At 67.0% G+C, this 16012-nt stretch carries 14 protein-coding genes; 2 read left to right on the top strand and 12 right to left on the bottom strand.

Going from position 1 to position 16012, the window contains the following annotated elements; all coding sequences use genetic code 11:
• From V6M56_RS15750 to V6M56_RS15730, 5 genes are all read right to left on the bottom strand, one after another.
• Positions 1 to 1089 carry a mandelate racemase/muconate lactonizing enzyme family protein gene (locus tag V6M56_RS15750; protein ID WP_332685094.1) on the bottom strand — a complete coding sequence of 363 codons (1089 nt, stop codon included), beginning with the start codon at positions 1087 to 1089 and terminating at the stop codon, positions 1 to 3.
• 169 nt (positions 1090 to 1258) lie between these two features.
• Entirely contained in the window at positions 1259 to 2266 is a 1008-nt protein-coding gene (locus V6M56_RS15745) for an HlyD family secretion protein (protein ID WP_332685093.1), read from the bottom strand.
• A gap of 5 nt (positions 2267 to 2271) precedes the next feature.
• Entirely contained in the window at positions 2272 to 3564 is a 1293-nt protein-coding gene (locus V6M56_RS15740) for a glycosyltransferase family 2 protein (RefSeq protein WP_332685092.1), read from the bottom strand.
• Positions 3565 to 3566: 2 nt separating this feature from the next.
• Positions 3567 to 4862, bottom strand: coding sequence for a TackOD1 domain-containing metal-binding protein (locus V6M56_RS15735; RefSeq protein ID WP_332685091.1), 1296 nt, complete (start codon positions 4860 to 4862; stop codon positions 3567 to 3569).
• A gap of 271 nt (positions 4863 to 5133) precedes the next feature.
• Positions 5134 to 6126: an MBL fold metallo-hydrolase gene (locus tag V6M56_RS15730; RefSeq protein WP_332685090.1), complete on the bottom strand. Its 993-nt coding sequence runs from the start codon at positions 6124 to 6126 to the stop codon at positions 5134 to 5136.
• A 208-nt stretch (positions 6127 to 6334) separates the two neighbouring features.
• Here V6M56_RS15730 and V6M56_RS15725 point away from each other — a divergent pair, with 208 nt between their 5' ends.
• Entirely contained in the window at positions 6335 to 7297 is a 963-nt protein-coding gene (locus V6M56_RS15725; protein WP_332685089.1) for a LysR family transcriptional regulator, read from the top strand.
• A gap of 240 nt (positions 7298 to 7537) precedes the next feature.
• On the top strand, positions 7538 to 8662 hold the full coding sequence (locus tag V6M56_RS15720) for a zinc-dependent alcohol dehydrogenase family protein (RefSeq protein ID WP_332685087.1): 1125 nt from the start codon (positions 7538 to 7540) through the stop codon (positions 8660 to 8662).
• Here V6M56_RS15720 and V6M56_RS15715 read toward each other — a convergent pair.
• The 7 genes from V6M56_RS15715 to V6M56_RS15685 form a co-directional block, all read right to left on the bottom strand.
• Positions 8649 to 9377: a class I SAM-dependent methyltransferase gene (locus V6M56_RS15715; protein WP_332685085.1), complete on the bottom strand. Its 729-nt coding sequence runs from the start codon at positions 9375 to 9377 to the stop codon at positions 8649 to 8651. The genes V6M56_RS15720 and V6M56_RS15715 overlap by 14 nt on opposite strands.
• Positions 9378 to 9448: 71 nt before the next feature.
• Complete coding sequence (locus V6M56_RS15710) at positions 9449 to 10882, bottom strand: aldehyde dehydrogenase family protein (protein WP_332685084.1); 1434 nt, start codon at positions 10880 to 10882, stop codon at positions 9449 to 9451.
• Positions 10883 to 11078: 196 nt separating this feature from the next.
• Positions 11079 to 11774: an ABC transporter ATP-binding protein gene (locus V6M56_RS15705; protein ID WP_332685083.1), complete on the bottom strand. Its 696-nt coding sequence runs from the start codon at positions 11772 to 11774 to the stop codon at positions 11079 to 11081.
• Positions 11775 to 11776: 2 nt separating this feature from the next.
• Positions 11777 to 12526, bottom strand: a complete 750-nt coding sequence (locus tag V6M56_RS15700; RefSeq protein ID WP_332685081.1) for an ABC transporter ATP-binding protein — start codon at positions 12524 to 12526, stop codon at positions 11777 to 11779.
• Positions 12523 to 13464 (bottom strand): branched-chain amino acid ABC transporter permease, encoded by a 942-nt coding sequence (locus V6M56_RS15695; protein WP_332685080.1) that lies wholly within the window; start codon positions 13462 to 13464, stop codon positions 12523 to 12525. The genes V6M56_RS15700 and V6M56_RS15695 overlap by 4 nt, the downstream gene beginning before the upstream one ends.
• Complete coding sequence (locus V6M56_RS15690) at positions 13464 to 14369, bottom strand: branched-chain amino acid ABC transporter permease (protein ID WP_332685079.1); 906 nt, start codon at positions 14367 to 14369, stop codon at positions 13464 to 13466. The genes V6M56_RS15695 and V6M56_RS15690 overlap by 1 nt, the downstream gene beginning before the upstream one ends.
• Positions 14370 to 14534: 165 nt before the next feature.
• The gene (locus V6M56_RS15685) at positions 14535 to 15836 is read right to left on the bottom strand and encodes an ABC transporter substrate-binding protein (RefSeq protein ID WP_332685078.1); all 1302 of its coding nucleotides are present in this window, start codon (positions 15834 to 15836) and stop codon (positions 14535 to 14537) included.
• Positions 15837 to 16012 lie beyond the last annotated feature (176 nt).

The following is a 16012-nucleotide window of genomic DNA, read 5'->3' as shown; positions in this document are numbered from 1 at the left end:
CTAAGCCCTCAGCGTCTCCAGCCCCTGCCAGTCGAAGGCGATGCCATGGCCCGGCCGCGCGGGCGCCAGCGCGAATCCTTCTTCGATGCGCAGCGGCTCGGCGATGTAGCGGTCCAGCCCAAAACCATGCGCCTCCAGGAAGGCGCCGTTCGGGGCCGCCGCGAGCAGGTGCACCGTCACGTCATGGGCGCCGTGCGAGGTGACCGGCAGGTTGAAGGCCTCGGCGAGGTGGACGATCTTCTGGAAGGCGGTGACGCCGCCGCAATTGGTGACGTCGGGCTCGGGGAAGGTGACGCCGCCGGTGGCGACGAGCTGCTTGAATTCCCAGAGCGTGCGCAGGTTCTCCCCGGCCGCGACCGGCAGGCCGCCCTCGCGGACGATGCGGGCATGGCCGGCGACATCGTCGGGGATGATCGGCTCCTCCAGCCAGGTGAGCTCATAGGGCTGGAAGGCGCGCGCGGCGCGGATCGCCTCGTCGACGCTCCATTTCATATTGGCGTCGACCATCAGCGGGAAGCCGTCGCCGAGATGCTTGCGCATCGCCGCGACCCGCTCGACATCCTCCGAGAGCCGCTTGCGGCCGACCTTCATCTTGATGGCGCGGAAGCCCTTCTTCAGGTTGCCGTCGGTCTGCGCCAGCAGCTTCTCCAGCGGGTAGTCGAGATCGATGCCGCCGGCATAGCAGGAGACGCGGTCGGCATTGCCGCCGAGCAGCTTCCAGAGCGGCTGGGCGAGGCGCACGCCCTTCAGATCCCAGAGCGCGATATCGGCCGCCGAAAGCGCGAGCACGGTCGGCCCGCCGCGGCCGCCATAGTGCTGCGCCCACCAGACCTTGTTCCAGAGATGCTCGATGCGGTCGGCATCCTCGCCGACCAGCAGCTCCGGCAGCTCGCGGCGCAGGATCGCGTCGACGGCAGCGCCGTTGCGGCCGCAGGTATAGGTGTAGCCGACCCCGGTCGCGCCGTCGGCATCGGTGATGCGGACCGTGTTGAGCTCGAAGGCGCTCATCTCGCCATGGGTGCTGTCGCTGACGGCGACCTCGAGCGGAATGCGATAGAAACCGGCCTCGACCTTGGTGATGACAGCCATGGAACCTCCCTTGGGCACGCCCGGACACGGCCGGGCATCGTTGGGAGGGAAGCCTAAGGAGGCCGGGGCGCCGCCGGAAGGCGCCCCGGTGCATGCAGGCTCGCGCCAGGACGCGGGGCTGTCGAACCGGGCCGCGATGCCGCGACGGGCTGCCGAAATCCTGGCGGCGTCACCAGGACCGGCCGACGACCGAAACCTTCGACGCCATCGGGAAGGTTTCTTCGGTTTCGAGCCGGATCTTTGCCACCTGCCCGCGCGACGGGGGACGAAAGGCACGCTGGAACTCCGCCGGGAGCGGCACCGTGATCGGCTGGATTTCGGAGATCGTCCCCTCCGTATGCTTGAATCCGTCCGCGATCGCCACCGGATCGCCGACCTTGACCTCGTACAGGGTCCCGGTTTCCAGATAGACCAGCGCGTATTTGGTACCGACATAGAGCTGCATCAGATTGTCGCCCGGCCTGAGGACATCGCCCTGCACCGCCGTCTTGGGCCCGACCGTCCCGTCGGCTGGCGCCGTGATGACGCCGTCATTGTAGCTGAGACGCAGCTGCTCCAAGGCCGCCCTGGCTTCGCCGAGCGACAGGTCCAGCTGCGCGAGCTGCTGGATCGTGCCGCGCCGCTCGGCCTCGCGCGATACCTTCTCCTGCATGGCGGCATAGCGGTCCTTCTGGACATTCGCGGCAAAGGCGTCCGAGACGAAGCCCAGCCCGGCGCGGGAGGTGTTGACCTTCCGAAGCTGCAACTCCGTCTCCTTGAGCCGCTCCTCGGCCGTCTTCATGACCGCGTTGGCGACCTCCAGCTTGATCGCGAGCTCGGCTTGCCGCGCTGTCGTCTCGGCCGCCTTGGAGGTGAGCGTCGCCATGGCTTCCATGATCTGCGGAGAGCTGACCTTGGCCAGGAGATCGCCCTGTTTCACCAGCTGCCCCGGCTGCACCGCCATCCTGGTGACCTGAACGGCATAGGGCGAGGCGACGATGACATGATCCGACAGGATCAGGCCTTCAGCCTTCAGCCATAGAAGGTTGCCAAAGAAGATGTTCGCCAGATAAACGAAGGTGGCGATCACGGCTGCGATGTAAAAATACCGGCCGTAATTTCGCCGAGCCTTCTGATTGGCCCGAACATCGTTCAGGAACCGGTCTGCGCGTGTATGATCTCGCAATTGGGTGATCATGCCATTCACCGCCTATAATACGCTTGGCGCGAGACCCGCGATGGTGAGTAGGAATCGCGAGCGGACGCCCGGTAAATCCACTCTTCGCAATAAGCGTACAACCGCACGCACCTCATGAAGATGCCATTGTATATTCCGAATGTAAGAATATAGGGCGCGATCGTCCAAACCATTCCTGAATTATAACGCCGGCAAATGCACAGAGCCATCAGGAAGCCGATAGCATCCAGGACAAGATAAACGATCGCAACCGCGATCAATATATTCAGCGCCCCCTCTCCAAAGTACCAGAATACCCACAAGACATAGGCAGGAAACACCACGGTCACGAGCACGTTCATGACCATCCATTCGCACTGCTCGAACGTTTCAAGCAGGATGAATTTCCGCCGACCCGGGCTGAACGTGTCGCGAAACTTGCGCATGCGGATGCGCAATGTATCGCGATCCCAGCGCCGCCGCTGCCGGATGATCGCCGCGAATGTCGCGGGGGTATCGGTGAAGCACCAGGAATCCGCGGCAAACCGGATCTTCCAGCCGCTGCGCCGCAGGCGAAGGGTCAGGTCGAAGTCCTCGCCCGGGCCGGCAGCAAGGTGCCCGACCTGATGGAGGGCCTCGCGGCGGAACGCGCCAAAGGCTCCGGATGCACAGACCACCATGTCGAGCATGTCGAGAGCACGTTTGCCCATGCCGATCGAGACGATGTATTCGATCGCCTGGTAGCCCGTGACGGCCGAGTAATCATAATTGCGCACGCCGAGCGCACCCGTCGTGGCTCCGACCCGGGGATCCGTGAAAGGCTCGATGAGCTTTGCGATGGCGTCGCAGTCGTAGGAGCAGTCCGCGTCCAGGTTGACGATGATATCCCCCTTTGCGAGGGAAAACCCCAGGTTGCACGAGGCCGGCTTGCCGCATCGAACCTGATTGGACAATGCAATGTCGATCTGGCCCAATTGCCGGTATTTGTTGATGATCTCGCGCATCCCGTCGGTCGAACCGTCATCGATGAAGATGATCTCATCAATTCTGCGGGTCTGCTCGCCGAGGGACCTCAGACAGCGTTCGATCGCGTCCGCCTCGTTATGGCCCGCGATGACGACGCTGATCTTCAGGCTGTCGAGGTAACGGGTCTCGCTCGCCGTTGGCGCGTGCTTCCTGGTGAAGCTCGAAATGAAGATCGCGACCGCCGAGAGCGTGTAGCGCGGAACCTCCAGGACGATCATGAACCAGAACATGGTGAGCCACGCGGCCCAGTCGAGCTGCACAAGCATCAACAGGGGGGTGTCCAGATCGATCATGATCAAACCTGCTGACTAACGACACTCCTGGCAGCCATGTCCGCAATCAAGACATACTGAAACCCCGGGTCTACCTTCAGCACTGCCTTGATCCTGGCGGCGACCAGCTCCATGGCGCGCGCCGCATCTTCCGGACCGGTTCGCGGCATCAGCACCAGAAAGCCATCGGCCTGGGCCCGCACGGCATCGACCTCGCGCAGCGCGCTGTGCAGCGCATCGCCGACCAGAAGCAGGCTCTGCTCCCAGAGCCGGACATTCTCCGCTTCGATCAGGTCCCGATGCGCGAAGCTGATCCTGGCGACCTGATAGGGAGAGCCGAACTCCCGCTGTTCCTTTCGGGTATGCTCGAGAAGGATCCGGAACCTGTCGGGGCCGGCGCTCACCAATGCGCTCGCCCCGTCATTCCCCTGCAGGATCCGGCGTGGGCCGGCGGCGGTCAGGCTGTAGGAATACCACGTCCGGACCGCGACCTGATCGGGCGCGTGGTGGGCGCCGCAATCGACACATTTGAACCCGACCGAGGGCTTGTCGTTGATCGCGCCGCAATCATCGCATCGGGTGACCGATCCGGGCTTGTCGTAGTCGAGGCCGATATGCCGCAAGGGCCGCGCGCATTTTGGGCATTCGAAGCCGGAATGGCTGCGAAATTGCGATTCCGGCGCCTCATGGGCGCATTGGAAGTGATGAACGACGACTTCTTCGCTGATATTGGCCGATCTGCAGGAATGGCACTCTTCGCGAACCGACAAATGCCCCGAGCGGCATTGGGGGCAGCAGAAGATGCGATCGAAGAAGCCGCGCGCCAGATATCCCTTGCTGTAGAGGCCCGTCGCCAGCTCGGCCACGTTGTCCAGCGTTCCGGCAACCGGATACCGAACCAGATCGCGCGAGGACGGATCGTAGATCGCGTTCAGCCCCTCGCCCCGCGAGTAGATTCTGGCCAGCAAGATGTCTTCGGGCTGCGTGCTGTGGCGGATGGAAGGCGGCATCTCGCGAAGGCGCGCCTGGATCGCGTAGGCCCGCGCCCAGGCGAGCTGCTCGCCTTGCCCGGCGGCATCGATACCCTGCCGGTCATCGGCCACCAGGCTGACGATCGGGACCAGCGGATCGCCGATATTGCTCAGGATGGTCTTGAAGGCGTGGTCCGGAACCGAGGTCGTCAGCACCACCGCATCGACCGGATCGCCCCGCCCTGCCGGAAGCCAGCCTTGAGGGAGGCGGTATTCCTCATGAAACCTTGGATATGCAACGAAGTTCGCCGTCGGCGTCAGGGCAAAGCCGTCAACTCCCATGAGCATGACAATACTCCATGCGGCAGAGACATGACTTGCCTCACCCCCGACGGCTTCGGGTCGATCTGGAATTTTGGTAACACATCTTAACCATTGGAGAACCGTAATCGGCCCGCGCCGGGCAGGAGCATTCGGGCTACCCCGATGAGAAGCGTTCCAGGGCCCCGTCGGCAGGCGATGCGGCGTCGGGCCGGGCCTCCCCAGCGCCAGGAGCCCAGGGGCCGGGACGCCGCCGGAAGGCGCCCCGGCGCACGGTTCCTGCGCGATCGGGCGCAGCTCAGCCGCGCAGCATCTGCATCGGCGCCGGGTAGTAGCGGAAGCCTTCGCCCGCCCTGGCGAGATTGCCGAAGCCCGGCCAGGCGAAGTGATAGGACATCACCGGCGTCTTGTTCTCGGCCAGCGTGCCGAGCAGCCGCACCCGCGACTGCGCCGCCTGCTTGGGGTCGCTGTCATAGGCGAACTCCATCAGCGGCTTTTCCAGCAGCAGAACCGCATGATGGGTCAGGTCGCCGAGGAAGGCGAAGGACTTTCCGCCCGACGAGACCATGAAGATGTGGTGGCCGACGGTATGGCCCGGCGCTGCGATGGCCTGCACGCCCGGAAGGAGCTCCTGCCCGTCCTTGAAGAAGACGATACGGTCGCGCACCGGGAGAAGATTGGCGCGGGCATGCTCGATGAAGACCTTGAGCGGCGAGCCGAGCTTGCTCTCATCGGTCCAGAAATCGAAGTCGGCCTGGCTGAGATGAATCTGGGCGTTGGGGAACAGGGCCTTGCCCTCGGCCGAGCAGATGCCGCCGATATGGTCGATATGGGCATGGCTGCAGACGATGGCGTCGATGTCGCCCGGGCTGATGCCCGCCTCCTGCAGGCTCTTCTGCAGACGCCCCGTCGTCGGCCCGAACGCCTTGGAGAAGCCCATGCCGGTATCGAACATCACCAGCCGATCACCGAAGTTCACGATCGGAATGTTCTGCTCGAGGACGACATTGTCCTTGGGCAGGAAATTCGTCTCCAGCATCCTGTAGACCTCGTCCTTGGAGACGCCGGCGAAACTGGCACCCGGATCGCCGAGCGGCAGCGGCCCGTCGGAGACCACCGTGACCTCGGCCTGGCCGAGCATGAAGCGGTAGAAATACGGCACCTGGCTGTTGGCCAGCGGCGCCTTCGCCAGTGCCGGTCCGGCGGACGGCAACGCGGCGCCAGCGGCCAGGGCGGCCGCGCCGGAGAGAAAACCGCGGCGGCTGGTCGGGGGAAGGAGCAGGTTCGACATGTCTACCTCCTGATGCGAGGGCGGCGTGGGAGATCGTCTGCTTCATGCAAGGCCGGGCGACGCACCTTAGCCCTGCCGGAACGGAAGGATGCACGCCGGCGCAGTGGACGGCCAATAAGCGTTCGCTCTAGTCTGCATAAGCGAAAGCTGCGGCCGCCCGCCGGGCCGGACGCCGGCACGAACACCGGACAGGGAGGCTGGAGCGGCGATGGATTTGCGCCAGTTGCGCTATTTCACGGCCATCGTCGAACAGGGCTCTTTCTCGAAGGCGGCGACCAAGCTGCGCGTGGCGCAGCCGGCGCTGAGCCAGCATCTGCGCCATATGGAGGACGAGCTCGGCGTCGCCCTGCTGCATCGCGGCACGCGCGGCGTCGTGGCGACGGAAGCCGGCGAGCGCCTGCTGGGACGGGCCCGCACCATCCTGGCCGAATTCGCCGAGTTGCCCGACTGCGTGCGCGGCGAGACGGTGGCCCCGGCCGGCGAGGTCCGCATCGGGCTGCCGGGCACGGTCAGCGAGCAATTCAGCGTGCCGCTGATCGAGGCGGCGAAGGAGCGCTATCCGGCGGTGCGCATCCGCATCGCCGAGGCGATGAGCGGCTTCGTGCTCGACTGGCTGCGCCGCGGCGAGGTCGACCTCGCGGTGATCTACTCGACCTCGGACCCGAAGGGCCTCGGCATCCACCATGTCCTGACCGAGGAGCTCTGCCTGTTCGGCGCCCCGTCGCTGAGCGCCGTCGCCGCCGCGCCGGGCAGCGCCGTGCGGCTGGCCGAGGCGGCGGGGCTCGACCTGATCCTGCCCGGCCCCGGCCATGGCCTGCGCGACCAGATCGACGAGGCCGCGGCCGGCGTCGGCGCCACGGTCCATGCCGCGATCGAGATCGAATCCTATGCGCAGATCAAGCGCCTGGCCGAGCGCGGCCTCGGCTACGGCATCCTGCCGCGCATGGCGGTCCGGGCGCAGGAGAAGGCCGGCATCTTCCGGACCTGGGCCATCGAGCAGCCCTCGCTCTACCGCAAGGTCTACCTCGCCTATTCGACCGAGCGGCCGATGCCGGCGGCGGCGCGCGCCATCGGACAGCTCTCCTGGGAGATCCTGCGCGGCCTCGTCGCCGATGAGAGCTGGACGGCGACGCTGGGCGAAGACGGCGATCAGCCGACCTTATATGGCTGATCGGGATTTCGTCTTTGACAGGTGGACGGGTGCAGGCCGAACATCCCCTGCTCGCGAGCAAAGAAGCTCCGTCATTCCGGACAAGCGGCGAAGCCGCGCAGCTCCGGAATCCATCGAAGGGCGTCGCACTCTACGATGGATTCCGGCGCTCCGCTTCGCTGCGGCCGGAATAACGGCGCAGTGAACGCCAGCTGCCGGCGACCACTGATCGCCGAACCACGAACGAAACGAGGAAACGCCTTGAAGACCCGCGCCGCCGTCCTCCATGCCAGCCCCGTCGCCGCGCCCTATGCGCAATCGAAGCCGCTCCGCATCGAGGAGGTCGAGCTCGCGCCGCCCGGCATGGGCGAGGTGCTGGTTCGGGTCCGGGCCGCGGGCCTGTGCCATTCCGACCTCTCGGTGATCGACGGCAACCGGCCGCGCCCGGTGCCGATGGTGCTCGGCCACGAGGCCGCCGGCGAGGTCGAGGAGGTCGGCCCCGGCGTCACCGACCTGAAGAAGGGCGACCGCGTCGTCATGGTCTTCGTGCCCTCCTGCGGCCATTGCGCGCCGTGCAGCGAGGGCCGCCCTGCCCTGTGCGAACCGGGCAATGCCGCGAACGGCGTCGGCGAGCTGATGGGCGGCGTGCGCCGGCTGTCGCAGGGGGGCAAGCCGGTGCACCACCATGTCGGCGTCTCGGCCTTCGCCGAGCACGCGGTGATGTCGCGCCATTCGCTGGTGAAGATCGAGGCCGAGATCCCGCACGAGATCGCGGCCCTGTTCGGCTGCGCCGTGCTGACCGGCGTCGGCGCGGCGGTGAACACCGCCAAGGTCCGCGCCGGCGAGAGCGTCGCCGTGGTCGGCCTCGGCGGCGTCGGGCTCTCGGCGCTGCTCGGGGCCGCGGCCTGCGGCGCGGCCCGCGTCATCGCCGTCGATCTCTCCGACGAGAAGCTGAGGATCGCCCGCGAGCTCGGCGCGACCGACACCTTCAATGCCGGCGCGCCCGATGTGGTCGAGGCGATCCGGGCCGCGACTAGGGGCGGCGTCGATCACGGGCTGGAGATGGCGGGCTCCGTCAAGGCGCTCGAACTCGCCTACCAGATCACGCGCCGCGGCGGCACGACCACCACCGCCGGCCTCGCCCACCCGGCCCATACCATGGCGCTGGCGCCGGTCAGGCTGGTCGGCGAGGAGCGCACGCTGAAGGGCTCCTATGTCGGCTCCTGCATCCCGGTGCGCGACATTCCCCGCTTCATCGACCTTTATCAGCGCGGCAAGCTGCCGGTCGACAAGCTCTGGACCAGCTCGAGCCCGCTCGAAGGCATCAACGAGGGCTTCGACGCGCTGCACGAGGGCCGCACCATCCGGCACGTCATCCAAATGTAGCGGGATTGACGACCGGGTGCGGCCCGACCGGCACCTTGAGATGGTGCAGCCGGAGCGGCTGGTGCAGCAGATAGCCGCCGGCGGCGTGCTCCGACAAGGTCTCGAAGCGCGCCAGCAGCTTCTCCTGCGCCTCCAGCGCCCGCTCCCTGCGGGCGGGATCGGCGGCGACGGCGCGCGCGATGAAGGACCCGGCATCCGGAAATGCCTCGATGCGGTCGTACTCGATCCGCCGGCTTTCGCTCAGGATGCCGCGGCGCATCGCGCGGACGATCGCGCCCTGCGCCTCCTGCCTGACGACGGTCTCGTCCTCGATCAGGCGCAGCGCGTCGAAGAAGGAGCCCTCCGACAGCGGTTCGACGATGATGACGCTGCCGCCCTTGCCGACGACGCGGGCTGCCTCCTCCAGAGCGAGCAGCATGTCCGGGACCGGGATATGGTGCAGGCTGTTGAGGAAGATCGCGGCATGCATGGTGCCGTCGCCCCAGGGCAGCAGCTGTGCGCCGCCCTGCCGGAGCGAGGCCTTGGGCGCGAGCTCGTGCGCGGCTTCCAGCGCCGCCTCGTCCGGATCGACGCCGGCGACGCGGGCGCCGCGCTCGGCCAGCGCCTGCAGCAGCTGCCCCTTGCCGCAGCCGACATCGAGGATGCGCCGGCCCTCCAGGGGGGCCAGCAGCTTTGCGAGGATATCGACGGTGTCGCCTGCCGCCCGGGTGCTCATGGTGGAGCAATGGTTACCCTAGCGGCAAGCCGGCGCAAGGGCCGTTCTTGCTCGGTCCAACGCCGGCGGCGTCAGCCATGCTTGTGCACGATGGTCTTGGTGACGGCGAACTCCTCCAGCGCGATGAAGCCCTTCTCGCGGCCATGGCCGCTCTTGCCGGTGCCGCCGAAGGGCAATTCGATGCCGCCGCCGGCACCATAGCCGTTGATGAAGACCTGGCCGGCGCGGACCTTCTTCGCCACGCGCTGCTGGCGCCCGCCATTGCCGGTCCAGACGCCGGCGACGAGGCCGTAGGGCGTCGCATTGGCGAGCTTGATCGCGTCCTCCTCGTCCTCGAAGGAAAAGGCGGCGAGCACCGGGCCGAAGACCTCTTCCTGCTCGAGCCGGTTGCCGCGCGGCACCTGGCCGAACAGGGTCGGCGTGACGTAAAAGCCGCCATTCGGGACGCCCTGGGCGATCTGCCCTTCGGCGAGAACCGGAATCCCCTGTTCGCGGGCCTGGTCGACGAAGCTCTGGACCCGGCCGCGCTGCTTGGCGTTGATCACCGGCCCGCAGTCGAGATCCATTTCCGGCGTGCCGGCGCGCAGCTTGGCGAACTGCTTGGCGACGGCGCCGACGAAATCGTCATAGACGTTCTTCTGGACCAGCACGCGGCTGCCGGCCGAACAGGTCTGCCCGGTGTTCTGGACGATGGCCTTGCAGACGATCGGCACGGCGGCATCGAAATCGGCGTCGTCGAAGACGATCTGGGGCGACTTGCCGCCGAGTTCCAGCGTGCAGGTGATGAAGTTGTCGGCGCAGGCCTTCTGGATGATCTGGCCGACCTGCGGCGAGCCGGTGAAGGAGATGAAGCCGACGCCGGGATTGCGGCAGAGCGCCTCGCCCGCCTCATGGCCGCGGCCGGTGACGATGTTGATCGCCCCGTCGGGGAAGCCGACCTCCGAGGCGAGCACGGCGAGGCGCAGCGCGGTCTGGCAGGCATCCTCGGCCGGCTTGAGCACGACCGCATTGCCCATGGCGAGCGAGGCGGTGAGCGAGCGGCCGAACATCTGCGCCGGATAATTCCAGGGCAGGATATGGCCGGTGACGCCAAAAGGCTCGTGCACGACGTTGACGCTGTAGCCGTTGAGGAACGGGATGACATGGCCGTGGACCTTGTCGGCGGCGCCACCATAGAACTCGAAATAGCGGGCCGTCGCCTCGATATCGGCCCTGGCCTGCGCCATTGGCTTGCCGGTGTCCTGCGCCTCGATCTGCGCCAACTCGTCGAAATGGTCCTGGACCTTGAGGCCGAGCTTCGCGATCAGCCGGCCGCGCTCGGCCGCCGTCAGCCTGCCCCAGGCGCCCTCATAGGCGGCGCGCGCCGCCTTGACCGCATCGTCGACATCGTCGGCATTGCCGCAGGCGATGCGGGTGAATTCCTCGCCGGTCGCCGGCGCGAGCACGGCCATGGTTTCGCCAGTGCGGCCAGCGACATGGCGGCCGTTGATGAAGTGCTGAGTCATGTGATCGTCCTTCCAAGTCCTTCGAGGCGAGCCTCGACCTGTCCTCTCCCCCCTTGTGGGGGAGAGTTAGAGAGGGGGTAGTCAGCTGTACGGTCGGACGCCTTGCATTCGTCGCACGTCAAATCATCTGAGGCGGCGGGTTGCATACCCCCCCTCCCAACCCTCCCCCACAAGGGGGAGGGCTTATCCTTGGCTTTCAATGCAGCCCGGCCGCGGCGAGCGAACTCTCGGCCAGGGCCGCCTCGCTGACTTCGCCGCGCTCGATCGCATAGGTCTTCTCGGCGAAGCTGCGCAGCAGACTGGGGTTGGATTCGGTGATCAGCAAGGCGATGTCGGGATGGCTGTCGCGCAAGGCGCGCAGGGCGGCGGCATAGCGGTTGGCCAGGACCGGGGCGAGGCCCTGGAAGGGCTCGTCGAGCAGGATCACCCGGCTGCCGACCATCAGGGCGCGGGCGAGCGCGGCCATCTTGCCCTGCCCGCCGGAAAGCCCCGCCGCCGGCCGGTGGCGCAGTTCGGCGAGCTCGGGCAGCACCGGATAGATGGCTTCCAGCCGGCGCGCGATCTCGGCCGCAGGCAGCTTCATGACCTCGGCCGGCAGGCGGATGTTCTCCTCGATGGTGAAGGCCGGAAACAGGCGCCGGTCCTCGGGCGCATAGCCGATGCCGAGGCGCGGGCGCCGATGCGGCTTGACGGCGAGCAGCGAGCGGCCGTCGAAGCCGATCTCGCCCTCGGTCACCTTCACGAAGCCCATGATGGCGCGCAGCAGGCTGGTCTTGCCGGCGCCGTTGCGGCCGATCAGCGCGACGGTCGCGCCCTCGGCCAGCGACAGGTTCGCCCGGCGCAGCACCTGCACGCCCTCGATCTCGGCCGACAATCCCCTGATCTCCAGCATGATCAGACTCCCACTCCGATCACCGTCTCGCGCACCTCGGGATGATTCAGGATCTCCTCCGGCGTGCCTTCGAGGGCGATCCGGCCGCCCGACCAGACCGCGACGCGGCTGGCATAGCGGGCGACCACGTCCATATCGTGCTCGACGAAGATCGCCGTGGTCGCGCGCGCGTCGAGCGCCCGCGTCAGCGTGTCCATGACCTGGAACTTCTCGGTCGAGGAGACGCCGCTGGTCGGCTCGTCCATGAAGATCAGCTTCGGCTCGAGCGCCAGCGCGACCGCGATGTCGACGAGCTTGCGCATGCCCTCGGGCAGTTCGCGCACGGTCCGGCCGCCGATCTCCTTGAGGCCGACCATGTCGAGCAGCGCCCACATCTCTTCGGCCTTCGGGTGTCGCTCCATGACCAGGAAGGGCGACCAGGAGCCCTCGCGGGCGCTGAGCGCCAGCAGAAGGTTCTCCATCACCGTGTTCTCGAGGAAGAGCTGCGGGATCTGGAAGGAGCGGCCGATGCCGAGGCGGGTGATGGCGCGCGGCGACAGCGCGGTGACGTCCTGCCCAGCGAAGACGACGCGGCCGGATTGCGGCTTGAGATAGCCGGTGCAGAGGTTGATGAAGGTGGTCTTGCCGGCGCCGTTGGGCCCGATGATGGCGATGCGCTCGTTGGCGGCGACCTTGAGCGAGGCGCCGTTCGCCGCCTGCACCCCGCCGAAGCGCAGATGCAGGTCGTCAGCCTCGAGGATGAAGCCGCTCATCGCCTGCCCTCCTTGCGCCGCGAGCCGGTCAGGATGCCGTAGAGCCCCGCCGGCGCCAGGAAGATGATGGCGAGCAGCATGATGCCGAGCACGGCATGCCAGGTCTCGGGCGCGTAGACCGCCGCATAGCCACGGATGATCTGGAACATCAGCGCGCCGAGGAAGGGGCCGGCGACGCCGCCGATGCCGCCGAGGATGGCGATGAAGACAAACTCGCCCGAGCGCACCCAATAGGCCAGCTCCGGGGTGACATGGCCAGAGACCAGCGCGATGATCGCGCCGCCCAGCCCCGCCAGCAGGCCGGAAAGCAGATAGGCGCCGAAAAGCACCTTGCGCGGCGAGACGCCGAGATATTCGAGCCGGGTCTCGTTCGACTTGATCGCCTCCAGCGCCTTGCCGCCGGGCGAGACGAGATAGCGGGCGACGAACAGCGCCGCGACGAGGCAGAGCGCGAGCGTGATGTAGAAGGTCCAGAGCTCGAACTGCTCGCGGCCGAACTCCATGCCGGCCAGCGTCGGGCGCGGCACGCGCTTGCCGTCGGCGCCGCCGGTGATCGAGAACAGCTTCTCCAGCAAGGAGAAGAACACCATCGAGATGGCGAGGTTGAGCATGCCGAAGAAGATCGCCCGGTAGCGCACGATGAACAGGCCGACGACAGCCGCGAGCAGGCCCGAGGCCGCGGTGGCGACCGGGATCAGGATCAGCGCCTCGTGGCCGAGCTTCGCCGCCGCCATGAAGGCGACGACATAGGCGCTGAACGAGAAGAACAGGCCGTGGCCGAAGGAGACCTGGCCGGCCCGCAGCAGCACCATGATGCCGAGCGCCGCCAGTCCTTCGCAGAGCGCCACGGTGAGGATCACCGTCGACCAGGGCGAGAACAGCGGGAAGATGGCGAGTGCGATGATGAGCGCCGCGCCGAGGACGAGTTGGCGCGCCATCAGACCTTCCTCGTCTGCACGGTCGAGAACAGGCCCTGCGGCCTGACCAGCAGCACCAGCATCATGATGAGATACGGGATCAGCACGTCGAACTCGGGTGCGAAATAGACCGCGGCCGAGCGGCCGAGCCCGATCAGCAGCGCCGCGACCGCCGCGCCCTCGATCCGGCCGAGACCGGCAGTGGCGGCGACCGCGAAGGAGAGCACCAGCGTGCCGGCGCCGATTCCCGGCGTCAGCGAGGTGGTGGCAGAGGCAAGCGCGCCGCCGAGCGCCGCCAGCGAGGCGCCGATGATGAAGGTGATCAGGTAGACGCGGGCAGCGTCGATGCCCATCGCGGTCGCGGCCTCGCGGTCCTGCGTCACCGCGACGATGGCGCGGCCGAAGCTGGTGCGGCGCAGGAAGGCGCGCAGGCCGACAAGCACGGCGAGCGCGACCAGCGGCATCAGGATGAGCTGGTACTTCGTATAGAAGATGCCGAAGACCTCGACCGTGCCGAGCCAGTTCATCGGGGCGTTGGCGAAATAGGGCTGCACCCCGAACACCACCTTCTGCGCGTCCTCCAGGATCATGAAGACGGCGAAGGTGACGATGAGCTGCAGCACCTCCTCCTTGCCGTAGATATGGCGCAGCAGCGCGATCTCGACCAGCCCGCCGACGACCGTGCCGACCAGCGCCGCGGCGACCAGCAGGAAGGGGAAGGCGAGCCAGGCCGGCAGCCCCATCGCGCCCATGGCGATGACGCCGGCGGCCGCGACATAGGCGCCGATCGCATAGAACGAGCCATGGGCGACGTTGATGATGCCGAGCACGCCGAAGATCAGCGACAAGCCCACCGCGACCAGGAAGATCAGCGAGCCATAGGCCAGGCCGTCGAGCGCGGCGAGAAGAAGCATTTCAGGAGGCATGCGTTCCGTTCTTCAGAAACTGATTCAAGATGCGCGCGATCCATCGACGGTCGTCCCGGGCGAGCGCAGCGAGACCCGGGACCCATGCCGGAACGGTTCAGGCATGGGTCCCGGATCGGCGCCGCTTCGCGGCTTGTCCGGGACGACCAGCGCCCGAAGCCAATCTCACTTCGCGTAGTCGAAGGTCTCGATCGACTTGTCGTTGACCAGCGCCGGCGTCGCCTTGGCGAACCAGTCGAGCGACTTCTCGCCGACCGGCGTCGTCACCAGCTTGCCGGGATAGAGCGCCATCTTGTCGTAGACGGCGAAGGGATATTCCGGCACGCGCTTGGTCGTGCCGAGCATCTGGTCCTCCAGCCCCTGATGGTCGGAGCGGATCGAGATCGTCCCGGTCAGGGTCTTGAACTCCAGCCCCTCGAAGGCGGCGATGACCTGCTCCTTGCTCGGCCATTTGCCGCCGGCGGCGGCGCCGGCCTTCTCATAAGCCTTGGTCAGCCCGGTCAGGGCCTGCTGCATGTGGAAGGTCGGGTAGATCGGGTACACCCCGGTCTTCTCCTTGTACTTCTTGACGAAAGCCTGCATCTCCGGCGTATTCTTGGTCTTCGGGTGCAGCCAGTAATGGTCGCCGCGCCCGCCGATGATGACGCCTTCCGGCAGCACGTTGCCGAGCCGCTCGACCGAGCTTTCCGCCAGCGGCAGCACGAAGGTCGACTGCTTCAGCAGGCCGCGCGCCGCCGCCTGCTGGACGAAGGTGTCGAGGTCGCCGCCCCAGGAGGTCGAGAGCACGACATCGGGCCGCAGCGCCGAGAGCCTGGTGATCTCGGTCGAGAAATCGGGCGCGCCGAACTTCGGGAAGAGCTCGGCGACGACCTTCACATCCGGCTTCAGCGCCTTCAGCCCGGCCTCGAACAACGCCCAGGATTCGCGGCCCCAGGCGTAGTCCTGGTTGACCACCGCGATCGACTTGAAGTCGGGCTTCACCTTCATCAGGTAGAGCAGCGTCGCCATCATCTCGGCGCCGGCATGCCCTTGCGTGCGGACGGAATATTTCCACTTGCCGTCCTCGAAGATGGTCTGCGTGCCGCAGTCCCACATCACGTTGACGACCTTGAGGTCCTCGGCGACGGGGGCGAGCGCGTTGCAGGAGCCGGACGAGATCGCGCCGAGCATGACCGGCGCGCCCTGCTCCTGCACGACGCGGCGATATTCGGAGAGCAGCTGGTTGGTGCCGGCGCCCTCGTCGACATAGACCGGCTTCACCGGCACGCCGAGGATGCCGCCCCTGGCGTTGATCTCCTCGATCAACAGGTCGGCGGCGTGCTTGCCCGGCACGCCGAAGACCGAGGCCGGGCCGGAGAGGAAGGTCGTGATGCCGACCACGAGCTCCTTCGGCTTGTCCTGCGCCATCGCCGGCAGCGACAGCAGCGTGCCGGCCAGGGCGGCAGCCGCCAGTTTCATCCTCACCATGGTGCTTCTCCCTGAGACGCGGACAGGCACGGCGCTCTTTTTCGGCGCTTCGCCAAGGCCGGAAAGGGGCGCATAGGCGCTGCCGGGCGACAAGTAGGATAAAGCGATGAACCCCATAGGGTTTTTCTATAGTCGCTCGCGCGGCCTGCGAGCCGGCGGCGCTATGGCCGCCATCG

It is taken from the genome of Allobosea sp., assembly GCF_036675845.1.
In the GTDB taxonomy this organism is placed as follows: Bacteria; Pseudomonadota; Alphaproteobacteria; order Rhizobiales; family Beijerinckiaceae; genus Allobosea.
This window is presented reverse-complemented; position numbering and strand designations above follow the sequence as displayed.